The 22,192-nt window shown below is 55.8% G+C and carries 19 protein-coding genes and 1 tRNA gene; 12 read left to right on the top strand and 8 right to left on the bottom strand.

Going from position 1 to position 22,192, the window contains the following annotated elements; translation table 11 throughout:
* Positions 1-29: 29 nt before the first annotated feature.
* The 3 genes from mscL to HMPREF2854_RS06555 all read right to left on the bottom strand — a co-directional run bounded on the left by mscL (position 30) and on the right by HMPREF2854_RS06555 (position 2,140).
* Complete coding sequence (mscL, locus tag HMPREF2854_RS06565; protein WP_070620721.1) at positions 30-437, bottom strand: large conductance mechanosensitive channel protein MscL; 408 nt, start codon at positions 435-437, stop codon at positions 30-32.
* A gap of 169 nt (positions 438-606) precedes the next feature.
* Positions 607-1,227: an SAF domain-containing protein gene (locus HMPREF2854_RS06560; protein ID WP_070620718.1), complete on the bottom strand. Its 621-nt coding sequence runs from the start codon at positions 1,225-1,227 to the stop codon at positions 607-609.
* A gap of 142 nt (positions 1,228-1,369) precedes the next feature.
* Positions 1,370-2,140, bottom strand: a complete 771-nt coding sequence (locus tag HMPREF2854_RS06555; RefSeq protein WP_070620716.1) for a 5-formyltetrahydrofolate cyclo-ligase — start codon at positions 2,138-2,140, stop codon at positions 1,370-1,372.
* Between the two features lie 421 nt (positions 2,141-2,561).
* On the opposite strand from HMPREF2854_RS06555, the gene HMPREF2854_RS06550 reads away from it, so the two are divergent.
* The 6 genes from HMPREF2854_RS06550 to HMPREF2854_RS06525 all read left to right on the top strand — a co-directional run bounded on the left by HMPREF2854_RS06550 (position 2,562) and on the right by HMPREF2854_RS06525 (position 8,024).
* The gene (locus HMPREF2854_RS06550) at positions 2,562-3,515 is read left to right on the top strand and encodes a UTP--glucose-1-phosphate uridylyltransferase (protein WP_070620713.1); all 954 of its coding nucleotides are present in this window, start codon (positions 2,562-2,564) and stop codon (positions 3,513-3,515) included.
* A gap of 66 nt (positions 3,516-3,581) precedes the next feature.
* Positions 3,582-4,793, top strand: coding sequence for a molybdopterin molybdotransferase MoeA (glp, locus tag HMPREF2854_RS06545; protein WP_070620710.1), 1,212 nt, complete (start codon positions 3,582-3,584; stop codon positions 4,791-4,793).
* 3 nt (positions 4,794-4,796) lie between these two features.
* The gene (locus HMPREF2854_RS06540; RefSeq protein ID WP_070620708.1) at positions 4,797-5,576 is read left to right on the top strand and encodes a GNAT family N-acetyltransferase; all 780 of its coding nucleotides are present in this window, start codon (positions 4,797-4,799) and stop codon (positions 5,574-5,576) included.
* A 189-nt stretch (positions 5,577-5,765) separates the two neighbouring features.
* Positions 5,766-6,803 (top strand): hypothetical protein, encoded by a 1,038-nt coding sequence (locus HMPREF2854_RS06535; RefSeq protein ID WP_070620705.1) that lies wholly within the window; start codon positions 5,766-5,768, stop codon positions 6,801-6,803.
* A 105-nt stretch (positions 6,804-6,908) separates the two neighbouring features.
* Positions 6,909-6,981 (top strand) — tRNA-Ala (locus HMPREF2854_RS06530).
* 275 nt (positions 6,982-7,256) lie between these two features.
* Complete coding sequence (locus HMPREF2854_RS06525) at positions 7,257-8,024, top strand: CDP-alcohol phosphatidyltransferase family protein (RefSeq protein ID WP_070620848.1); 768 nt, start codon at positions 7,257-7,259, stop codon at positions 8,022-8,024.
* Between the two features lie 86 nt (positions 8,025-8,110).
* Here HMPREF2854_RS06525 and HMPREF2854_RS06520 read toward each other — a convergent pair whose 3' ends face one another.
* The 4 genes from HMPREF2854_RS06520 to HMPREF2854_RS06505 form a co-directional block, all read right to left on the bottom strand.
* The gene (locus tag HMPREF2854_RS06520; RefSeq protein ID WP_070620702.1) at positions 8,111-9,139 is read right to left on the bottom strand and encodes a hypothetical protein; all 1,029 of its coding nucleotides are present in this window, start codon (positions 9,137-9,139) and stop codon (positions 8,111-8,113) included.
* A 66-nt stretch (positions 9,140-9,205) separates the two neighbouring features.
* Entirely contained in the window at positions 9,206-10,045 is an 840-nt protein-coding gene (locus HMPREF2854_RS06515) for a class II fructose-bisphosphate aldolase (RefSeq protein WP_070620699.1), read from the bottom strand.
* Positions 10,045-11,007, bottom strand: a complete 963-nt coding sequence (locus HMPREF2854_RS06510; protein ID WP_186822264.1) for a 1-phosphofructokinase family hexose kinase — start codon at positions 11,005-11,007, stop codon at positions 10,045-10,047. Before HMPREF2854_RS06510 ends, HMPREF2854_RS06515 begins: the two co-directional genes overlap by 1 nt.
* A 17-nt stretch (positions 11,008-11,024) precedes the next feature.
* Entirely contained in the window at positions 11,025-11,912 is an 888-nt protein-coding gene (locus HMPREF2854_RS06505; protein WP_070620696.1) for an SIS domain-containing protein, read from the bottom strand.
* Between the two features lie 203 nt (positions 11,913-12,115).
* Between HMPREF2854_RS06505 and HMPREF2854_RS06500 the strand changes: the two genes are divergently transcribed.
* From HMPREF2854_RS06500 to gnpA, 6 genes are all read left to right on the top strand, one after another.
* Positions 12,116-12,907 carry a DeoR/GlpR family DNA-binding transcription regulator gene (locus HMPREF2854_RS06500; protein WP_070620844.1) on the top strand — a complete coding sequence of 264 codons (792 nt, stop codon included), beginning with the start codon at positions 12,116-12,118 and terminating at the stop codon, positions 12,905-12,907.
* A 27-nt stretch (positions 12,908-12,934) separates the two neighbouring features.
* Positions 12,935-14,263, top strand: coding sequence for an ABC transporter substrate-binding protein (locus tag HMPREF2854_RS06495; protein ID WP_070620695.1), 1,329 nt, complete (start codon positions 12,935-12,937; stop codon positions 14,261-14,263).
* 136 nt (positions 14,264-14,399) lie between these two features.
* The gene (locus HMPREF2854_RS06490; protein ID WP_070620693.1) at positions 14,400-15,362 is read left to right on the top strand and encodes a carbohydrate ABC transporter permease; all 963 of its coding nucleotides are present in this window, start codon (positions 14,400-14,402) and stop codon (positions 15,360-15,362) included.
* An 80-nt stretch (positions 15,363-15,442) separates the two neighbouring features.
* Entirely contained in the window at positions 15,443-16,297 is an 855-nt protein-coding gene (locus HMPREF2854_RS06485) for a carbohydrate ABC transporter permease (protein ID WP_261666678.1), read from the top strand.
* Positions 16,298-16,308: 11 nt separating this feature from the next.
* Positions 16,309-18,090 (top strand): family 20 glycosylhydrolase, encoded by a 1,782-nt coding sequence (locus HMPREF2854_RS06480; protein ID WP_070620686.1) that lies wholly within the window; start codon positions 16,309-16,311, stop codon positions 18,088-18,090.
* Complete coding sequence (gene gnpA / locus HMPREF2854_RS06475) at positions 18,087-20,240, top strand: 1,3-beta-galactosyl-N-acetylhexosamine phosphorylase (RefSeq protein ID WP_070620683.1); 2,154 nt, start codon at positions 18,087-18,089, stop codon at positions 20,238-20,240. The genes HMPREF2854_RS06480 and gnpA overlap by 4 nt, the downstream gene beginning before the upstream one ends.
* A gap of 94 nt (positions 20,241-20,334) precedes the next feature.
* Here gnpA and HMPREF2854_RS06470 read toward each other — a convergent pair whose 3' ends face one another.
* Complete coding sequence (locus HMPREF2854_RS06470; RefSeq protein WP_034509756.1) at positions 20,335-21,828, bottom strand: DUF1846 domain-containing protein; 1,494 nt, start codon at positions 21,826-21,828, stop codon at positions 20,335-20,337.
* Positions 21,829-22,192 lie beyond the last annotated feature (364 nt).

Raw genomic sequence — 22,192 nt, 5'->3', positions numbered from 1 at the left:
GTGCGTTGGCCGCCGGAAGACGGGCGTTTCTACTTGTTGGATGCTCGTAGCTCATCGCGGATTTCTTCGAGCAGGGTGAGCTGCGCGTCGGGTTTCGGCTCTTCAGCTACCTCGTCGGTAGCCTTCTGCTTGCGCTCGGCCCACTTGTTCATGGGCATAACAATGAAGAAGTACAGCGCAATGGCGACCAGCAGGAAGTTGATGATCGCGTTGAGAAGCATGCCGGGCTGGACCACGGCGGGGTCTCCACCGATACCGATGGTGAACTGTCCGACGTTGTCAAAGCGCGGCTGGCCAAAAATGCCGCCGATAAGCGGATTGATGATGTTGTCCGTTAGCGCGGTGACGATCTGCGTGAATGCCGCACCGATGACCATGCCGACTGCGAGGTCAACGGCGCTACCTCGTGAGATGAAATCCTTGAAGCCTTGAATCAAGACTGCTCCTTGTAGTTGTGGGCTTGCTACCTTGTAGGCGCATGCTACGTATCGGTTGCAACGGTGTGTACGCCGATGGCGAGAACCGTGCTGGTGAATCCTAATCGATAGGGATTAGTGGCCAGCGTTAACGAGGATTTGGCAGGCTTGTTTGAAGCATGCGTGGAACCTAGTTTTGGCTGGTGTTCACCAGGGTGATTGTAGCGGAGTCTGTAACTCCAGCAACTACGGGAGTGTCTTTGCGCGTGATTGCTAGCACCAGAGTCGCTGTTTGTGTCGCATTCCATTGGGTTGCTGCGGGTGTTGCGACTTTGGTTACAATTGCTCCTTGCGTTAGCAATTTAGCGGGGCAGTTGTGCGTCTCGTCTTCGCATATTGCGGGTGAGTAGATGTCTAGGGTGTCTCCTTGCGTGAATAGTGTTGCGACGTCGACGGGTACCGGAAGAGCTACCGTATCCCTCCCTTCCATGCTCTGTTCGGTGGTTGCGACGTACGCGGTTCTTATTGGTGTTTCGGGTTCGATGGTGACGCTTGTTCGCAGGCCGACTACGAGGGTGGAATCGATTGCCACGTCCGGAGGAGCTCCGGTTACGTTGGACCGCATCTGAACGTCCTCCGCTGTAATGATTTCGCCTGCAGGTATGCGTTTTGTTGCTACAACCGCGTTGGTTCCAAGCGGTTGTATGACTGCGGTGAGTGTTAGAAATACTGCGATGGCCGCCACTGTGATTGCGATGACCACCTGTTTCTCGCTGATCCAGTGCGCTACGGTTCGGAGTTTTTCTTTCACGGGCTCGATGATTTCAAGATTGTCGAGGCAGGGATAGGACTGTAAGAAAAGATGTGGATGCGCGATAGCGTGGTGAGCCTGTGGATATTGGCCTTGGCTGTGTAGAGCTTTGTATCCGCTCTGAGGATGAGGTCCCAAGAGGCTAGAGGAGCGTCCAACCTGCCTCTGTTATGACGCCGTCCATGTGGATGTCGTGCGGTTCGGCGGGGAGCAGGCCGCGATTCACGTAGGTGTTTTGCGGTACTGCAGCGAAAAAGAGGGCCGTGGGTTGCGCTTGTTTGATTGCGGCGAGGGCTCGGTCATACCAACCGCCGCCCTGTCCGAGTCTTACGCCATCCTCGTCCACGGCCATTGCGGGTACTAGCACGAGGCTAACTGGCGGATCGATCCGTGTCGCACTTCCGGCTGGTGTTGGCTGGCCGCCGGCAACGAATCCGATGGGAAGTTCCGAAAGTGGCATGCCTTTTGCGCTGGAGACAACAGGGAGCCAAACTTCTGTTCCAGAAGCTTTGGAGGATGCAACGAATTTGCTGATCGACAGTTCCCCGGGGAGTGCTTCATATGCCGCAATTCCGCGCGGCAGATCCTGCTTTTGTAGCACCGGATTGAGAGCATTCCAGATTTCGGTGGCGGCATGCGATCCGTCAAGCCGCTTATGCGTCGCCTTGCGTTGTTCTCTAAGGCTGGTTCGAAGGGCGCGCTTGGCTACTTTGTGTTTTTCCGTCCGGATTGGTTCTAGGAGGGTTCGCAGGATTTCGATTTGCGAGGATTCCTTACTTACGCGTATGGCCTCGTCAATGAATTCCTGGGTGGGTGTTGGGGCTGGCACGGTGTGGCTGACTCTACGCAGTGCGTGTAGCATCTCGTCGCGCGCAATCTGAGCAGCGGCGGACTGGTTGCGGTACGGTGACACTCGCTTTCTTGATTCAGACCCCATGTGCCCATTTTCGCACACGCACCTCGGGACGAGTGCCGGAAACTGGCGCGAGCAGGCCGCGCGCTCCCAACGCTCGCAGAGCGAATTCACGATTCAGACGGGAACTGCCGTTTTGGAGGCCCTTTCCTGCCGCTTTGGGTCTGAATGCTGTTTGAGCAGGCGTGACCAATCGGTATTCAGAAGGGAAGTGGCATTTTGGACGCCTTTTCACCAGTTTGGGTCGGACTCGTTGATGAGAGGGCCAGCGCCACGGCACCTCGGGTCTGAATCGTGAGAGAAGGCAAAGGGAAAGACGAGGGGGCAAGGTGCCGAGGGGAGGAGCTTAAAGTGGTTCGCCGGTTCGCGCACCGCTTGTGGCATACCCGCGTTTGCGGGGTTCCTCGGTTAGGCTTGGACTATGAGCAGTTTGTTGAAGAACGCTTCGGTGCGTCATGGTGTGATCCCGGCGGCGGGGCGAGGCACGCGTTTCTTGCCGATGACGAAGGCAATCCCGAAGGAGATGTTGCCGATTGTTGACCGTCCGGCGATTGAGCTGGTGGTTGAGGAGGCAACTCAGGCGGGTCTGGATGATTTGCTGCTGATTGCGGCTACGCAGAAGCAGATGATCGAGGATCATTTTGATGCTGTGCCCGACCTTGAGACAGCGTTGCGCGAGGGCGAGAAGTGGGATCTGCTTGCATCGATCGAGCGCTATCAGGATTTCGCGAGGATTCATTCGGTACGGCAGGGGCATCCGCGCGGGCTTGGTCACGCGGTGTATCAGGCCCGCCACCATGTGGGTGATGCTCCGTTTGCGGTGCTGTTGCCGGATGATTTGATGCATCCCGAGGACCCGGTGCTGGAGAAGATGATCGCAGTGCGCGAGCAGATTGGCGGCTCCGTGGTGGCGTTACTTGAAGTGACGCCGCAGCAGGCAACGGCTTATGGCTCGGCGGATGTGACTACCATTCCGCTCGCTTCAAATGGGTTGGACGGTATTGAGGGCCTGAATGACGGGGATGTCTTCCGTCTCAATAAGATTGTGGAGAAGCCTCCGATTGACGAGGTGTTGTCTGAGTACGCGTCGGTTGGACGCTACGTGCTCGACCCGAAGGTGTTTGAGATTTTGGAGACGCTCCCACCGGGTCGTGGAGGCGAGATTCAGCTGACTGACTCGTTCCAGACTCTGATTGAGACGCCTGAAGATCGAGGCGGCGGCGTGACGGGCGTGGTGATTCGCGGGCGTAGGTTTGATACGGGTGACAAGTTGGGTTACCTGCAGGCCGTGGTGGAGATGGGGATTGAAGATCCCCAGCTTGGTAGCGAGTTCCGGACGCTACTTAAAGGACTTGTTAAAGGACTTGACCTGTAGGGTTTAGCCGCGTGCCGTGATGGTGCGCGCAGGCCACTGGTTTTGCCCGTTTGAAGGGGAGATGTGATGAGGTCGGTTGCGAATTTTTATCGCGATTGTCAGGATGCGGTTGGCCCGCAGCCTCCGTTGGATGTGATGTTGCCTGATTCGATGGGTTGCGTGCTTGCGGAGGACGTGATGGCGCCCTTCGACCTTCCGGTTGCGGATTTGGCGGCGCTTGATGGTTATGCGGTGAGGTCGGAGGATTTGGAGGGGGCCTCTGCGGATCATCCGGTGAAGCTTAACGTTACGGCGGAGCTTCGCGCTGGCGATGTTGAGCCGATGGCGAATATTGCGGGAGGGGCGGTTCGGATTGCTTCTGGCGCGCCGATTCCGACGGGTGCTGATGCGGTGGTTGCTCTGGAGCACACGGATCACGGGGTGGCTCAGGTGGAGGTGTCCCATAGCCCGATGCCCGGTGAGAACATTCGCCCTAAGGCGCAGGATGTTCGTGCGGGCGACGTGCTGATTAGCCGCGGTACGCGCGTGGGGTCGCGCCAGATCGCGCTGATCGCGGGTGTTGGTCGTAACCGTATTCAGGTGCACCCGCGCCCTCGTGTGGTGATCATTTCGATTGGTGATGAGCTGATCGAACCTGGTGAGCAGGCCCGCCCGGGCGCGGTGTTTGATGCGAATGGTCACGCTCTGGCTACCGCTTTGACAGATGCGGGTGCGCAGACTTTCCGCGTGGCTGCCGTTCCAGATGAGCGGGCAACACTGCGACAAACTATTGAGGACCAGCTGGTGCGTGCGGATTTGATCATCACGACCGGAGGTATCTCTTATGGTTCGGGCGATACAGTTCGCGAGGTGCTGGGCTCGCTCGGCACGATCCGCTTTGACTCGGTGGCGGCTTTCCCAGGCCACATCCTTGGTGTTGGACACGTTGAGTCGGGAACCCCGATTTTCTGTTTGCCGGGTGACCCAGTCTCGGCCCAGGTGTGTTACGAGGTCTACGTGCGTCCCGCTGTGCGCGCAATGCAAGGCTGGAGTTCGCTGAACCGCCCAACCGTGCAGGCGCGAGTGGACCGCGGGTGGCGTTCGCCGATGGGCAGGCGCGAGTTTGTGCGCGTGAAACTGCTGGGTAAGCCGTCGTCGGGCTACACGGCCACAGTGATGGGCCCAACGGATGCGCTCCTCCTTTCCGCATTTGCAGAGTCGAACGCGCTCGCGGTTGTGCCGGAGAATGTGACGGATGTGCGCGCGGGTGATGCTCTGCGTTGCATGGTGCTCGATTAGTTGATGAGTTTTTTCAGACGATTCTTGCCCGCGCCTCGCGTGTGGGGACTTAACGAGTCGCAGGTTCGTATTGTTATTGAGGATCCCATCGGCCAAGGCCTCATTCATGCAACGCCGCGTTTCAATGTGGACGAGGACGTCTTTGCGCGCCCTGGGGAAAACGCGTTCGGACCGCAACGCTACCCTACGGCGACCCCACCACAGATCAAGAAGCTTACGATTCGTCCGGTTCTGGGGCAGGCTCACCGCGAGGTTGAGCGCGTTCGCTGGGCGGACCGAGAATGGCTGGAGCCGTGGGAGGCCACGCTCGCGCCGGGCGTTGATGAGCGTCTGCCTTCACTCGCGCAGTATCAGCATAAAACCGATGCTGAGGTAGAGGCGGGCATCACTCTTCCCATGATGATTGAGGCGGATGGGCGCGTGATCGGGGTGGTAACAGCGGCAAACACTGTGAGGGGCGCGCTGTATTCCACGACGGTTGGTTACTGGATTGTGTCCGAGTATGCGGGTCGGGGCATTGCGAGCTTGGCTGTGGCGGCGTTTATTGACCTGCTCATTTTGAAGCTGGGAATTCACCGCGTGGAGATCAACATTCGCCCCGAGAATGAGCCTTCTCTTGGTATCGCGCGAAAACTTGGGCTCACTCACGAAGGCTACAGGCCGCGGTACATGGCCATTGCTGGCCAGTGGGCAGACCATTTGGCTTTTTCAATTGACCGCGAGTCGCTACCAAACGGCGGCCTAGTGGAAGCAATCTGGGGCGTGAACCTGCTGGGGGAGTAGCGCCTATTCCCGCGGGGATCACCCAAATACAACCGGCCTTGCCAGTCATCCAAAGCGGCTACGCCGGGCGCCGGCCAGTAAAGCGTTCGCCCGGTCCTCCCTCGTGAAACTGTGGGGCGTCGAATGTCACGAAACAGACACGCCGAAGCTCTGCCCGAGATGGAATAACAATGATGTAATTATGGGTACGTGAGCTTTTCTGGGTGGATTATCGGTGCGTTGGCCGTGTTGGTGGCCGCGTATTGGACGCCTGCGCTCATAAAGAACCGCAATGAGGTTATCGAAACGCCTGTTGAAGATAGGTTTTCGACGGACCTCAAACTTGTTCCTTTGGCTAAGGAACAGCCTGGTCTTGTTGTTCGAGGCGAGGTGGGTAGGAACCAGCCGCGTATTTTGCCTCACGTGGCGGTTTGTGGACCCGAACGGAGGGTTCAGGCCGTGGAGGCAGAATCGATAGGGGGATTTTCAATGGCTGATTCGCAGCGTATTTCGGGTGAGTTTGTTTCTTCGACTTCCCGGCAGATGGCGAAGCTTCGCGCGTCCCGCGCAGCTCGTGTTGCGAAGGAGAACGCTGCGGGTAAGCGCCGTTTCGCCGTTTTCGCAGTGGCGTTGACACTGCTGGTAGCGTTCGTGGTTGCGGCTACTTTTTCGACGTTCTCCTGGTGGTTCCTATTGATTCCGGCGGCCGTTATTGGAGCAGTGCTAGCGGAGGGGCGTTTGGCATATCGCCGTTCCATCGAGAAGGCTCGCGCTGAAACCGAGCTTTTGAAACAGTTGCGTGAGGAACGCAGGCTCGAGCAATCTCGTTACAACCGCTTGCGCTCATCCGTTGAACAGCGTATTGCGGCTACCGCGCCAGCCAGCGAGAGCGTTGCCCCCTCAGCGTCTTCCGTCCAGGAATCGGTTGATGAGGAGCAGGTAGTGGCCGCCGCTGAACCCGCCGAGTGGACTCCTCGCGAGCTTCCCGCCCCTGCTTACGCTCGCGCCGCTAAGGCCCCGCGTAGGCGCGTAGTGGTTGATCCGAGCGTCCTCGAAAATAATGGTGAGGGAGTCGCTTCTGCTGAAAGCTCGGAGGAGAATAGGTCCGAGACCCAAACTGTCAGCCCGCTGCGCCCAGTGGTTGCGAAGCCGCGTTCGCTTGACGCTATGACGTCCGAAGAGGCCGCTGAGATGGCTGAGACCGCGTTCGATTTGGAGGACATCCTCGAGTTCCGCCGCGCGCAGTAATGTCCGGTGAAGGCTACGCGTAATGGTGCGTTACAACGTGTGAGCCCCCCGACGCCGCTGAATTAACGGTTTTGGCGATGTGGTGCTAGGCTGGTTTTCGCACTTGGGGCTATGGCGCAGTTGGTAGCGCGTCTCGTTCGCAATGAGAAGGTCGGGGGTTCGAATCCCCCTAGCTCCACGATTGTTATGTCTCGGGACATCGTTCATACGGTGTCCCGAGATTTTTGTTCTTGTTGCGCTCCCACGCCGGAGAAGTATCCCGGCACACTCTGAGGAACCAGGGATGCTTAGTCATTGCCCAGGAAAAGCACAGAATGTGCGGAAACACGGGATTTCGGATAGCCGCAATAATGTGCGGGTAAGGTAGAATCATCGCCGAGGATTCCTCGAAAATCTCATTGACGAATGTGAAACAAACCCATGGATTTTGACCTCAAAACGAAGTACAAACGAATGCCTAAAAAGCTAAAAACAATCGCGCCAGAAAACTTGGCGCCCTTGTCGCAGCGAGTTAGCGCGTGGATGGTACACCTGTTCACCATGTCAGGCGTGGCGCTTGCAGCCCTAGCTACATTGTCGCTCATTCATGAGGATATCGGCATGATGTGGCTGTGGCTTTTCATCGCGCTGGTGGTGGATGGTGTGGATGGCACTATGGCTCGCAAGTTCCGCGTGCGCGAAGTACTCCCGTGGTTTGATGGTGGCATTCTGGACATCATCATTGACTATTTGACGTGGACGTTCATCCCCGCGATTTTCATGTATCGTCACATCGAAATGGGCCAACCATACTTGGCGGCGGTACTCACGGTTTTGATTCTTGCCACTTCCACGCTGTGTTATGCAAATGAGAACTGGAAGTCGTCGGATTTCTATTTCTACGGTTTCCCTGCGGCGTGGAACATTGTGGCTCTTTGCTTGTATGTTTTGCAGACAAGCGAGGTTGTGAACATTATCGCGGTTGTGGCCTGCATTGTGCTTACAGTTGTCCCGAGCTATTGGACACACCCGTTCCGAGTTAAGAAGTTCATGGTTGTGAACCTGATCTCCATCGCGGTGTGGATTAGTGTTACGGGCGTCCTGGTGGCTATTTACCCGGCGCAGCCGGTGTGGATGTTGGTCTTGTTCTACGTGTCGGGAGGTTGGTTCCTGCTTACGGGAATCGCCCGCATGTTCACCGGGCCGGATCGCGCCAGCCGCAAGGCAAGCACTACCGCTTAGGGTAGACCTTCCATTCAGATTTCTAGTAAAGAGTGCGCGAGATTGTCCTCGCGCACTCTCTTATTTTCGAGGACATCTCCGAGCCCTCACACACCCTGGCCGCGTAGCCCGTCCGCAACGTAGCGGTCGCGCAGGTAGTTGCGCAGTTCGTAGAGGAAAGCGAAGGCGATCATGCCGATGACTATTGCGTTCACACTGGGAGGGTAGCCGCGCCCGTGCGTCCAGAAGTACACATAGGGAGAAATAAACGTAACTAGGGTGACCAGCAGACCGGTGTATCGAACCCACAATTTGTGAGCGGTAACAAATGCCAGCAAACCCCATGTATACGGAATTGCGGTGATCACATCCATACCCCACAGGATCCACAGGTTGCCGTGGAAATGCTTAACGAATGTTACGGGCAGGGCACGAAGAGAAGAGTAGATGAACACTACCGCGTAGGCCCAGAACTTTGGGCTGCGTAGCATTCGATAGGCCTTCGAGGACGGAATTATTTTCGCTCCCGAGGCCTTGAGAGCCCGGTAATTCTTGGAGCTGATCGTAACGCTCTCAACCCAGTCAAACGCTCGGTGAATAAAGTCGAGGCGCGCTCCTTTGCTATCACACCAGGTTTGACACCACGCAGATGGGTTAACAGCGATGGGGACAACTTTTTCGAGGGGACTTATGTCGAATCCAATGGAGTCGATCATCTGCGTTAGTTCCGTATTGCCAGCAAACGTGAAGCTGGGCCCAACCTGGTGCAGTAGCGGTTTAGGCTCTTTGCCACTCGTGTCCTCGCCAAGAAGTTGCTGCAATGCGGTGAGGCTACTTTCGGGCACAAGGTCAATAAGCACCTGTTGGCGGCCGACGATCATAGACCGAAGGGTCTCAGCCATTTCACGAAGCAAGGGGCGCGGCAGATTTTCGAGGACAATACTGATTGCATCGTTGGAACCAGATTGACGCGCGTGGTTGGCTACGGAAGAAAACAGGGTAGTGACGGTAATGTTTCGCGGCGCTAGATTGCCAAGGCGATCGATCTGGGAAGCTTCTTTGAACGCTGTAGGATCGATTGCTACCTCTTTCAACAGCGGGATGCTTAGTGCTGAGTGAGAGGTAATGATGTTCACGAATCTGCTTTCTATGTGGTTGGCGGGCCACTCCAGATCGAGTGACCCACCTCTTGCCCCACTATTTTACCTGCGAGCGTACAGGTTAAGCAGGCGCGCTACTTCGTTTCGCACATTCTCGCGGCCAGGGCCAACGTATTTGCGCGGGTCAACTAGTTTTTCGTTGGCGGCGAGCGCTTCGCGCACAACAGACGTGAATCCCACATTGAGGTGAGTGGACACGTTGATCTTGGTCATGCCTGCTTCTATCGCCGCAACCATACCTTCGTCGGATACGCCCGAGGATCCGTGCAGTACGAGGGGTACGGGCACGGCGTCGCGGATGCGGCTGATGAGGCCGGTGTCAAGCACCGCGGAGCGTTCCGTCATCGCGTGGGATGAGCCAACAGCAACCGCCAGGAGGTCAACTCCGGTGTCGGCTACGAATTTGGCTGCATCTTCGGGGTTGGTGCGAGCAGTGGGACTGTGCACACCGTCCTTGCCACCTACCTCGCCAAGTTCAGCCTCAACGGCGACGCCTGCAGCATGGCAGAACTCAACTACTGCTGCGGTGCTCTTGCGGTTTTCTAGGTCTTCGAGTTTCGACCCGTCGTACATTACAGAGTTGAAGCCGAGGTCCACGGCCTCGCGGCAAAGGTCCACGGACTCAGCATGATCTAGATGAACGGCTACTGGAACGCTTGCCTGTTCGGCGATTGCGAGCATGGCTTTCCCGATGGGGGCAATGTGCCCGCCATGGTATTTGATTGCGTTTTCGGACAGCTGAAGAATGACGGGTAGACCGCAACTTTCAGCAGCTTCAACTTCAGCGTGTGCGAACTCGAGTAGTACCACGTTGAAGGCGCCCAGACCGGTTTTTTCAACGGCAGCCTTGACTGCCATCTTGCGGATATCTACTAGTGGCATTAGAGGGTCTCCACTTCGATTTCGGTTTTCATTTGATTGTAGATGGTGAGGTCAACTTCACCGGCAACGGGCATCGCTACGGTGGCGCCCGATAGGGCAACGGCATAGGGCAGTCCGGCCTTCAAGTCGCTGGCCTGTAGCGGCACTGCAGGAGCTTCAATGTCGAGGGCGCCGGTGATGTATGCGCACCAGGCGGCGACGGACGCGTCGCCCGCTCCCGTTGGGTTGCCTTCGATGTGACGCGCAGGGGCCGCGTGGTAGGAGCCGTCGGGCCCGTGAATGCTCATGCCTTTCGCGCCTTCAGACGTGATGACGATGCCAACGCCTCGGCGTAAGAGTTCGTGCGCTCCTTCAATCACTGAGGTCTTGCCAGTGGTTTCTCTCAGTTCAAGGTCGTTGGGCTTGACGAGGTCGACGCCGGCCTCGCACGCGTTTTTCAGTACCCGTCCGGTGGCATCAACTAGTACTAGTGCGTTGCGAGAGTGCGCTGTTTCAACGATTTTGGTCATCCATTCTGGGTCGGATGAGCCGGGGAATGAGCCGCAACAGGCGAGGACGTCGCCGGGTTTCAGACCTTCTCGCAGGCGCTCAAGGAGCGCGTCCCAATCGTTATCGGTTGGGGTCTCACCCGCTTCGTTGAGCACGGTTGCGTCGGAGTTGTCGTCAACGACGGCAATGCTAATGCGCGTTTCAAACGTGGTCCTTTGGAACTGGGTACTGATGAGGTCAGCTCGGTCGACAGCCCGCAGGAGCGATTCAAACCGAGCTCCGTTTGCGCCGCCGAGGAAGCCGGTTGCAGTGGTTGGTATGCCGAGGCTGGCAAGGACGCGACTCACGTTCACGCCCTTACCGCCCGGACGTACTGTGGTGTTTGTGATCCGGTGCGGGACGCCAACGGTCAGCTCCGAAATCCGATAGGTAAAGTCGAGTGCCGGATTAGGGGTTAGCGTCCACACGCTCACGATGGCCTCCAGTTACCTTAGTTGTCCTCGTCGAGGATCACGGAACGAGTGAGGTGGCGCGGCGTGTCCGGATTTAGGCCCTTGGCTTCAGCCCTGGCAACAGCAACGCGCTGTGCGATGATGAGGTCGGCCATTGGGTCGAGTTCGCTTTCGTGCAGTTCAGCCCCGGTTGCAGCGATCTGTGCAGGCATGCCGTGTGGGGCCTTGCCAAATACCCAGACGAGGCGGCCGGGTTCTGCAATCGAGATCGGACCGTGACGGTATTCCATTGCGGGGTAGGCTTCGGTCCAAGATTGGCTTGCCTCACGTAATTTCAGTCCAGCTTCGTTTGCGAGTCCGATAGTCCAGCCGGTGCCGAGGAACGAAATCTGCGTAGCTTCGACCCAGGAGTTCGGGATTTCGAACTCGACTGCCGTTTTGGCGTCCGCGATCGCGCTTTCAACGTCGTCGCCGAGCGTGGCGCGGAAGAAAGCGAGCGCAGAGGTGGCAAAGCGGGTCTGCACAACGGATTCTTCATCGGCAAAATCTAGTACTACCTCGAAGTCTGCGTACGGGGTAGCCGGCCCCTCACCAACGGCGGTGATGAGTACTGCGGGGCGGCCCGCGTCTTGGAGGCGCTTCATGATGTCAATGATTTCCGAGGTGGTGCCCGAGCGTGATAAGCAGACAACGCGGTCGTAGTCACGCTCGATGGGGAACTCGGTTGCGGTAAAGGAATCCGACAGACCCTTGCCCATGGTTTCTCGCATTCGCGTGTATGCCTGAGCGATGAACCAAGAGGTTCCACAACCGACTACGGCTAGTTTCGCGCCATCTTGGATAAGTTCACCTATCTCGCGCGCAAGTGCAACCGCCTTTGCCCAGACTTCTGGTTGGCTGTTGATTTCGGCAATAGTTTTGCTCATTGAGATTTGCTCCTTCGTGACGATATCCGTATTTGTGACGGAAATTACGGTAAAACCGCACGTTTATGATTTAATCTGATTATAACCATACTATAACAATCATCTTCAATCGTTTCGTCAGCTTTTTGTTAGGTGTAACATTTGTTCAGACGATGCGGTTTTACAGCACAGTTGTGCTTGGCGAATTTGACGAGGAGGTTAACATGAGCCGTCAAGAACGTTTATCTGCGCTTGCGGATATGGTTCTAGAACGTGGGTCTATCACTGTAGAAGACGCAGTGGAAGAGCTAGGCGTTTCTCCGGCAACTGTTAGGCGCGACCTCTCGACACTCGCTGAACAGCAACTTATTTCTCGCACGAGGGGCGGGGCGGAGATTAATGCCTCTGCTGGAGAATTGCCCAAGCGCTACCGGGCGGTAACAATGCCTCAAGAGAAGGCGGATATTTCCGCTGAAGTTTTGAAGCATATCCGTCCAGGAGACGTCGTTGGGTTCAACGGTGGAACGACCACCACGCTCGCTGCTTACGAGCTGGGCGTGTTGGTTAGCGGTGATGACGAATTCGCCAATCGCGGAGTCGTTGTGGTCACTAATGCGATCAACATAGCTAATGATCTCGTTATTCGTCCGCGGATTCGCGTGGTTGCAACTGGCGGCACGGTTAGGCCGCGTTCTTACGAACTGATTGGTCCGCTCGCAGATGCGGTCCTGGAACAGATCAATATCGACACCCTTTTCTTGGGTATAGATGGTATGGATCTAACTGGCGTCTACGCCAATCACGAGGGCGAGGCAAAGGTAAATGCTGCTCTCGTGGCTGCCGCTAGTCGCGTAATAGTCGTGGCGGATTCAACAAAGGTGGGGGAACGCGCGTTCGCACGTATTGCTCCATTGTCGGCTGTCAGCATGTTGATTACGGATCAAGGCGCTGACGAAGCCGTGTTGAAGATGCTTCGTTTGGAAGGCATTGAAGTCATTCAAGTTGGAAATAAGTGACAATACGAGCTCCAAAGGAGGAAGCTTATGTCCGATATGAGAAAAATACGCAACGCTAGCCTGCTAGCTGCCGGTTTTGCCCTAGCAGCTGGCTCTCTCGCAGCTTGCGGTGACTCTGGCAAAGCCCCGGAGGCAAACGACGGCGGCGCGCCGATCGAGATTCAGTACATTCACCGCCTTCCCGACGATGAAGGCATGACCAAGGTAGCTGACATTGTAGCTAAGTGGAACGAGGAGCACCCTGACATTCAGGTTACTGCAACCAAGTTCGATGGTGCGGCATCTGATCTGATCCAGAGGATCGAGACGGACGTCAACGCTAACAATGCTCCTTGCCTTGCTCAGGTTGGCTACGGTGAGATCACCCAGCTGTACGTGAAGGGCATTTTGGAGGACGTAACCTCCGAAGCTGAGAAGTACGCTTCGAACTTCGCGGACGGTCCGGTGTCGCTAATGAGCGCTGATGGCAAGTCCTTCGGCCTGCCGCAGGATGTTGGCCCGCTCGTTTACTACTACGATGCGGCCGCGTTCGAGGAGCTTGGCCTTGAGGTACCCAAGACTACTGACGAGCTGATCTCCACGGCTAAGGCTGCTGCTGAGAAGGGTAAGTACATCCTGTCCTTCCAGCCGGATGAGTTCGGCAATATGTTCTCCGCTTTTGGCGCTGCTTCGGGTGATTCCTGGTTTACGATCGAGGATGGTTCCTGGAAGGTGGACCTGGGTGGTGAAGGCACCAAGACGGTTGTTGACACCTGGCAGAAGCTTCTCGACGACGGATCCGTCCTGACCACCCCGCGTTGGGATGACGCGTGGTCCGCAAAGGTTGCTGACGGCACCCTTATTGGCACCATCGGTGCTGCTTGGGAAGGCGCCCTCATTGCTCCGGCCGGCGAAGGCTCACCGAACGCTGGTAAGTGGGCTGTTGTTGAGATGCCGGACTGGTTCGGTAACAAGGGTATGACTGGTCCGGACGGCGGCTCTGGCGTTGCCGTTATTAAGGGCTGTGAGCACCCGGCTGAGGCGATGGAGTTCAACAACTGGTTCAACACGCAGGTGGATGACCTCGCTACCCAGGGACTCGTTCTTGCTGCTACTACCGCTACCCCGGCTACTCCGGAGAACTATGCGGGCTTCTTCGGCGGTGGTGAGGATCCGATGAAGGTCTTCGCAGCGGCTAACGAGCACATGAGCGACAAGCTCGTCTACATCCCGGGCTGGCCGGCAGTTGCCGCAGCCACTTCTGAGCCGGCAGCTGCTGCAGCTAATGGGACGGGAACCGTCCAGCAGGTAATCGATATCACGCAAAAGACCGCGATCTCGACCCTGAAGGACCTCGGGCTACCGCTAACCGAGTAGTCGTTCCACGATACTCATCTGTCGCGGCGCCGATAGGTGCACCGCACTTGTCGGCGCCGCATTTATTCCCTTTCGGGGGCACCCTGCTTCGGGGTACCCCGCACTTTTCTTGAACCTTCTGGCCTAGGGGTAATTGATGGTTTCCTCAACAATCGGGGCGACAAAGCACGCAAATCCAAAGGAACATAAGCGCAGTCAGCGTGAGCGTGAAGAGGCGCGCACCGGCTGGATATTCATGTCTCCTTTTCTGATTCTCTTCGGTCTAGTTTTCATTTTCCCTATTCTCTACGCAATCTACGCATCATTAACCACGCAACGGGTGACTGGCTCGGGAGCATTCGGCGGCGGCGAGCGCGAAACCGTTTTTGCAGGCTTTTCGAACTACGCGTACGTACTCACTTCAACTGACTTCTGGAATGGCATCGGCAGGGTGATTCTCTACACCATCTTGCAGGTTCCGTTCATGATCGGCTTCGCGCTTCTTCTTGCACTATTGGTTGATTCATTCATCCTCAAGCACATTTCAGGTTTCCGTCTCAGCTACTTCTTGCCTTACGCAATCCCCGGTGTAGCGGCCGCGATCATTTGGGTTTATCTCTACAACCCCACGCTTTCCCCTCTGGTGAAATTCCTGCACAGTGTAGGCGTTCCCGTGGACTTCTTCGCCGATGGTTGGAACATTCTATCGATGGCGAACATTACGACGTGGACATTCACGGGCTACAACATGCTGATCTTCCTCGCAGCCTTGCAAGCGATCCCGCATGACTTGTACGAGGCTGCAAGACTCGATGGTGCAAGCGGTTTCCAGATCGCCACGAAGATCAAAATTCCTAATGTCCGCGGCGCCGCGCTCTTGGCTATGCTCCTCTCGATCGTTGGTACGATCCAGCTGTTCAACGAACCACAGATTATGCAGACGGCAGATCCTGGCATTAGCAACGCGTTCACGCCGATGATGATGGCGTTGAATACTATGAAGGGCAGTTTGACCCCACAAGGTCCGGGTCCTGCATCCGCTATTTCGATTGTTATGGCTCTGATTGCTGGTGTTCTGGCAGTGGGCTACTTCTTGGCTGAAAGGAAGTTGAGCAAATGAGCACGGCAGTAGCAAATGGAATTAAGAAGGCCACTAAGCCCAAGCGTAGGAAAGAACCGAAATATGAGCCCCCCAAGTCGATGCGCGCATCGACAGGGGTGAGAATCCTTACCATCGCTATTTTGGTACTCGCGTTCATCTACTTCGTTTTCCCGATCTACTGGATGATCGTCACAGCGACGAAGACGCCGGGCCAGATTGTTTCTTCTAATGGCCTGTGGTTCGCGGTTCCCTTCTCGGACCTACCGGAGATGATCGCCCGTAACTATGAGAAGCTTATCGGCCTAACCAGGGGATACTTCTGGCGCTGGGTAGGCAACTCGATCCTCTACTCGACGGTTGCGGCGACGATTGGCACGATCGTGTCAGTGATGGCTGGTTACGCAACGTCTAAGTTTGAGTTCCGCGGCAAGAACTTCACGATTGGTGTAGTTATGGCGGCGCTGCTGATGCCTGCCGCCCTAATGACCATTCCGCAGTATGCGATCTTCCAGTCGGTCGGATTGGATAACACCATGTGGTCAATGATCATCCCGGCGTGTGTTTCCCCATTCGGCTTCTTCCTCGGCCGGGTTTACTCTGATAACTCCGTTCCCAAGGAGCTCCTCGAAGCGGCGCGCATCGACGGTGCAAGTGAAGCGCGAATCTTCTTCACGATTGTTCTGCGCGTACTCGCGCCCGCAATGGTTACGATCTTCCTGTTCATGTTCGTCGCCACGTGGAACAACTTCCTGTTGCCTTTGATGATGATCTCATCGGACTCTTTAAAGCCTGTAACACTTGGCCTTTACGGCATGATTTCTTACGCGCTGTTTAACGAAAATGGCGTGCTGATGATGGCTGCATTCTTTGGCATCATCCCCGTGATGATCCTGTTCCTCAGCTTGCAGCGCTTCTGGCAGGCCGGCCTCGCCGCTGGTTCGGTGAAGGAGTAGAAGGAAAAACTATGTGGCCAAGTGTCGTCCCTAGCTTTGAGGGCGTGCAGTACGCCAGAGGTCGTTGGCCGATCGATGGTACGCGTAGCGTGCACGTGGACCCGGCTAGGGACGATCTGCGCCGTGAAGGTTTTGAACTGATAGTTTCAGCTTCCGAGGCGGTGATTATTGCCGCTTCGCAGGAGGGAGCAGACTACGGCCAGGATGCACTTGAAAACCTGGTAAGGGTTACAAAACTAGCGGGAGAGAACTCGCTAGAGTGCGGGCGTGTTATTTCAACGCCTTTTTATAGGGAGAGGGGAGTGACACTTTCGGCGTCCACTCTTGTTTATTCGAGGCCGTTCCTGACCGAACTACTCCAACTGATGCGCTCGCTGAGGTTGAATCAGCTGTTGCTCGAAGTGAATATTGCCGAGAAAGGATCGCAGTGGCCGTACTGGCGTGCAGAAGAAGTACGTTGGATAGTTGAGCAGGCCCGCACTAACCATATTGAGGTTATTCCGCAGGTAAATGCACCCTCACATATGGAAACATATTTGCGTCACGCGCCCGAGATGGCGCTGGTCCGTGATGGCAAGCCAGATCTGGATCGCTTGGATTTCACCAGGCCAGAGGCGCTCGATTTTTATATGGCAATGGTGGATAAGTATGCGGATGTGTTCACGTCATCGTGGTGGCACATGGGGGCCGATGAGTTCGAACACGCCGACGTGACTTTCGACGATTTCCCCCAGATTCGTGAGCGTGCACAAGAACTATTGGGAGCCGACGCCCAGCCGCGAGACCTATACGTGCATTTCATTAACCAGGTCGCGCAGCAACTGTCGCAGCGAGGCAAGCGCCTGCGCATTTGGAATGACTCTTTGAAACCGACAAAGGTGGCGCTTGCCCGGGACATCGTGGTGGAGTACTGGCAAGATCGCGGGTACCGAGTTAGCGAGCTACTCGATGCAGGTTTTGAAGTACTGAATGTTTCTGAGCATTTGTACTGGTCGCGTTCTGAAATGATGTGCATGGATACGGAAGAAAAATACGTTACGCGTACGGTTGATTCTTTCGCGACGGGAGAGCAGATAAACCACTCTAATGTGCTCGGGCTACGCGCATCTATCTGGCCAGATCGGGCTTGGATGCAAACCGAGAATGAAGTCATCGAGGAGGTGCGTCACGGTCTTGCCCTAGTGGCGCAAAACGGTTGGAGCCACACCTACCCATGGCCGCAGTGGAGTGACGCGTTGCAGGTAATCGACCAGGTGGTTGTGCAGGAGCGACCGGAACTGCCTGCATTCTTATCGAATAGAGTTTGGGAAATACCCGCGTTGAGGGGGATCGGTGAGACGTGGCGCTTCCTGCCAACACCCGACGGGTATTACCGTATGCAACGGGTGATGGACTCTAAGTTCGTGTCGCTCAGATCTGGTAGGTGCATGCTCGGAGTCGTCATGGAAGAGGGCGCCGAGCTTGAACTAAGAGATGATGTGGACCCGAGCGGTGTGGAGGCCGCTGCGGCAACGCGGCACACTTTCCTAGACATTCCGCCGGCGCAAGACGGCAAGCCTTGGAATCAGACGATTCGCGAGGTGGAGCGTGAGCTGTACGAATACAACTGTCAAAAATGGCAGGTGACGGTTGTGGGCGAGCCCTCGGGTACGGGTGTGGCCGCCAATGAGGCACGGGTGATTATTCGTGCGGCGCTTAGCCAACTTGAACTTTCAGAAGATGAATCGGGTGTCCAAGTTCGCGCTCCCGAAGGCAAAACCATTGATCTAAAGCTTGTGAAGGAGCTACCGTGAAGGGCCGTCTAACTATTCCCACCGATCTTGATGTTGTGCCAGAAACGCTCGAACTTATCGAACGTTGGGGTGCGGATGCTGTGCGCGACGCGGACGGGACCGAGTTCCCTGCGCAGTTGCGAGACATTGACGCGAAGATTTATAAGACTTACTACACCACTCGTAAAGATAATGAGTGGGCAAAAGCGAACCCTGACGAGGTGCAACAGTCATACATCATGACTGCTTTTCATACGGCTGGTGAGCAAGAGTTGCGAATCAGGCTGATGGAGGGAATCAGCCCGGAGCTTATGCGGCCGAACACGCGCGATGACATTAAGCGCTGGTGGGAGGTCGTTGACCGCACTACCGGACAACCGCTTGATCCTGCCGAGTGGCGTTACGATGGGGAGTCGGGCGAGGTAGTCATTGCGGCGCCTACCGCATACCACGAGTACACGGTGAGTTTCCTGGCGTACTTGATTTGGGATCCGGTACACATGTACAACGCGGTGGTGAACGATTGGAAGGATTTCGAACACCAGATCACGTTCGATGTGCGTCAGCCCAAAACCCACGCTTGGTCGTTGGAGCGCCTACGTACGTTTATTAAGCAGAACCCGCACGTTGACGTGATCCGGTTCACCACGTTCTTCCACCAGTTCACGCTGGTTTTTGATGAGTTGAAACGTGAGAAGTATGTGGATTGGTACGGCTATTCGTCCTCGGTAAGCCCTTATATTTTGGAGCAGTTCGAAGAAGAGGTTGGCTATAAGTTCCGTCCCGAGTTCATCATCGACCAGGGCTACTACAACAACCAGTACCGTATTCCGTCTAAAGAGTTTCAGGATTTCCAGGCGTTCCAGCGCCGCCAAGTGACGGCATTGGCTCGGGAGATGACAGATATCTGTCACGAGGCCGGCGTTGAGGCAATGATGTTTCTTGGAGACCACTGGATTGGCATGGAGCCATTCACGCCAGAGTTCCAAAATGCTGGTGTTGACGCGGTTGTGGGCTCGGTCGGAAACGGCTCTACGTTGCGCCTCATTTCTGATATTGAGGGCTGTAAGTACACGGAAGGTCGCTTCCTGCCGTACTTCTTCCCAGATTCGTTCTACGAGGGCGCGGATCCGGTTATCGAGGCTAAGGAAAACTGGGTTACCGCGCGCCGCGCGATTTTGCGTAAACCGATTGATCGCATTGGTTATGGCGGATACTTGAAGCTCGCATACCAGTTCCCGAAGTTCGTAGAGTACGTGGAGTCGGTTGCGAACGAGTTCCGTGAACTATACGCGAACGTTGCGGGTACCACGCCGTTCACGATCAAGACGGTTGCGGTTCTTAACTCCTGGGGCAAGATGCGTGCTTGGGGCAACCACATGGTTCACCATGCGCTGTACCAGAAACAGAACTACTCGTACGCAGGTTTGATTGAGGCGCTGTCGGGTGCCCCATTCGATGTTCGTTTCATTTCTTTTGATGATGTGAAGGCGGATGCGTCAGTGCTTGACGACATTGACGTGATTATTAATGTGGGCGATGCTGATACAGCTCACACGGGCGGATTCCGCTGGGAGGATCCACAGATTTCAACGACGATCCGCAAGTTCATTATGAATGGCGGCGGTTTTATTGGCGTAGGTGAGCCTTCAGCACACCAATATCAGGGCCGTTTCTTCCAGCTTGCGGCCGCGCTGGGCGTTGAGAAAGAAACCGGTTTCACGCTGAACTACGACAAGTACAACTGGAATGAGTGTCGCGATCACTTCATTTTGGAGGACGTCGAGGGCGAGGTTGACTTTGGGGAAGGCAAGAAGTCGGTGTTCGCACTGGATGGTGCCCAGGTTTTAGTGCAGCGTGATAAGGAAGTGCAGCTGGCGACGAATAGTTACGGCAACGGCAGAGCTGTGTACATTTCTGGTTTGCCGTATTCGGCTGAGAACTCCCGCCTGCTGTACCGCGCGATTCTATGGGCGGCGAGTAGCGAGTCAGAATTGCATAAGTGGTTCTCTTCCAATGTGAATGTAGAGGTACACGCTTACCCGCAAAATGGTAAGTATTGCGCAGTGAATAACACGTACAAACCCCAATCCACCACGATATACCTGGATGATGGATCCTCATTTGGTATCGATATGCAGGCTAACGAGATCCGCTGGTACGAGATCTAATATGGGAGCGTTGAGGGGGACACTGCCTAAGCATGTCCCCCTCAGTTAATGTGGCTGCACAGTTTTCGGCGCCGCGCGCCCGGCCTCTGGTCTTTCACCGCTTTTGGTAGACGCCCTTGCGCCAATATTTCGGTTCGCAAGTCACATTAATCCCCAGGTTTCTGAAGATCCCCTCATCAACGGAGCCTAGGATCGTGGTGGTGTGTACGTCGCAACCTTGGAGCGCTTGCAGTTGTTCGAGGGCGCGGCGCGCATACTCGTTGGTGTTTGCTGAAACCGATAGCGCGATGAGTACTTCATCGGTGTGCAGCCGCGGGTTGCGAGACCCGAGGTGCTCCGTTTTGAGCTTCTGAATGGGCTCAATGGATTCGGGCGCAAGCAGATGCATCTTCGGAGGGATCCCAGCGAGTAGTTTGAGCGCATTTAGGAGCATCGCAGCCGACGGGCCCAGCAGGGCTGATGTTTTACCGGTAACGATGGTTCCGTCCTGCAGTTCAATGGCTGAACCTGGATTCTTAGTTTTGCGCTCAATTTCGAGGGCGGGGCGTACAACTGGCCGATAGTTGCGGTCTATGCCCAGCTTGCCCATGATGATGGCAATGTGGTCAGATTCGTGACTGTCTGTGCCAGCACGCTTTTCTTCAACGAGCGCCTTGAAGTATCGACGAATCACTTCCTGCTTAGCGGCCTCACGACATACATCATCGTTGCTGATGCAGCTCCCAACCATATTCACACCCATGTCGGTGGGCGACTTGTAGGGACATGACCCGGTGAGCTTTTCAAGCAGTGCCGAGAGCAGGGGGAACACTTCTAGGTCGCGGTTGTAGTTGACCGCCCTCGTACCATATGCGGCGAGGTGGAAGTGGTCGATCATATTTACGTCGTCGAGGTCGGCAGTGGCAGCCTCATATGCCATGTTCACGGGATGGTCGAGCGGCAGATCCCAGATGGGGAAGGTCTCAAACTTGGCGTAGCCGGCCTGGTTACCCCGCTGGAATTCGTGGTAAATCTGCGACAGGCATGTGGCAAGCTTGCCTGATCCGGGTCCGGGAGCCGTTACAAGTACTACGTCCCTCGAGGTTTCGACAAAGTCATTGCGGCCAAATCCCTTGGGCGACACGATGTGCTCAATGTCCGCCGGATACCCCTTGATGGTGCGATGCCGCGCGACTTTCAATCCGAGCTTTTCTACGCGGGTGCGAAACGCTTTCGCTTCCTTGTTTCCCTCATCCATTTGGGTGAGGACGACGTTCTCAACTAGAAAGCCACGCTCGCGAAATACGTCTATGAGGCGAAGCGCGTCCTCTTCATAGGGGATCCCGGTGTCTGCGCGAACTTTGGTGTGCTCAAGATTCTTGGCGTTGATCGTAACGAGGATCTCGATGCGATCTTTAAAGGTCTCAAGCATCGCGATCTTGTTGTCCGGGGTGAAGCCCGGAAGTACTCGAGAGGCGTGGAAATCGTCGAAGAGCTTTCCACCCATTTCAAGGTAGAGCTTTCCGCCGATCTGGTTTCGACGTTCGTTAATGTGCTTCGACTGAAGTTCGATGTATCGTTTGCGGTCAAACCCAATTGGCCGGTGCATAAACTACCTCTCGTAGTGCGGCTGGTGTGCGCCGCTTAGGGGATCACCGCCTTCTTATTCTACTGCACGCGGGGTGGAGTTAATACCTCGTAACCGTGCGGAAAAATGGGTGTGGTGGGAGTCACCGCGAATAGATTTGACCCTGCAAATCCACGTGTGTAGAGTTTCTATTCGTTGCCCCGCGAAAGCGGAGGAACACAACCTAGATAGTTTCCGGCGGCGAAGTCACTAAGTTGACAAACCGGATAGAAACATTAGACTAGGAAGTCCGGTTAAAAATCCGGAAAGACACCTTAGCGAGAACCTCCAAAGCATTGAGGGTTCAGCTTCGTGTGGGTGTTGTTTGTGAACTCGATAGTGTGTT

It is taken from the genome of Actinomyces sp. HMSC075B09, assembly GCF_001812395.1.
GTDB lineage: Bacteria > Actinomycetota > Actinomycetes > Actinomycetales > Actinomycetaceae > Gleimia > Gleimia europaea.
This window is presented reverse-complemented; position numbering and strand designations above follow the sequence as displayed.

Bases quoted from the DNA above. Each gene is read 5' to 3' on its own strand.
- HMPREF2854_RS06550 (WP_070620713.1), top strand. From the start codon at position 2,562: ATGAGCAGTTTGTTGAAGAACGCTTCGGTGCGTCATGGTGTGATCCCG.
- glp (WP_070620710.1), top strand. From the start codon at position 3,582: ATGAGGTCGGTTGCGAATTTTTATCGCGATTGTCAGGATGCGGTTGGC.
- HMPREF2854_RS06540 (WP_070620708.1), top strand. From the start codon at position 4,797: ATGAGTTTTTTCAGACGATTCTTGCCCGCGCCTCGCGTGTGGGGACTT.
- HMPREF2854_RS06525 (WP_070620848.1), top strand. From the start codon at position 7,257: ATGCCTAAAAAGCTAAAAACAATCGCGCCAGAAAACTTGGCGCCCTTG.
- HMPREF2854_RS06515 (WP_070620699.1), bottom strand. From the start codon at position 10,045: ATGCCACTAGTAGATATCCGCAAGATGGCAGTCAAGGCTGCCGTTGAA.
- HMPREF2854_RS06505 (WP_070620696.1), bottom strand. From the start codon at position 11,912: ATGAGCAAAACTATTGCCGAAATCAACAGCCAACCAGAAGTCTGGGCA.
- HMPREF2854_RS06500 (WP_070620844.1), top strand. From the start codon at position 12,116: ATGAGCCGTCAAGAACGTTTATCTGCGCTTGCGGATATGGTTCTAGAA.
- HMPREF2854_RS06495 (WP_070620695.1), top strand. From the start codon at position 12,935: ATGTCCGATATGAGAAAAATACGCAACGCTAGCCTGCTAGCTGCCGGT.
- HMPREF2854_RS06490 (WP_070620693.1), top strand. From the start codon at position 14,400: ATGGTTTCCTCAACAATCGGGGCGACAAAGCACGCAAATCCAAAGGAA.
- HMPREF2854_RS06485 (WP_261666678.1), top strand. From the start codon at position 15,443: ATGCGCGCATCGACAGGGGTGAGAATCCTTACCATCGCTATTTTGGTA.
- HMPREF2854_RS06480 (WP_070620686.1), top strand. From the start codon at position 16,309: ATGTGGCCAAGTGTCGTCCCTAGCTTTGAGGGCGTGCAGTACGCCAGA.
- HMPREF2854_RS06470 (WP_034509756.1), bottom strand. From the start codon at position 21,828: ATGCACCGGCCAATTGGGTTTGACCGCAAACGATACATCGAACTTCAG.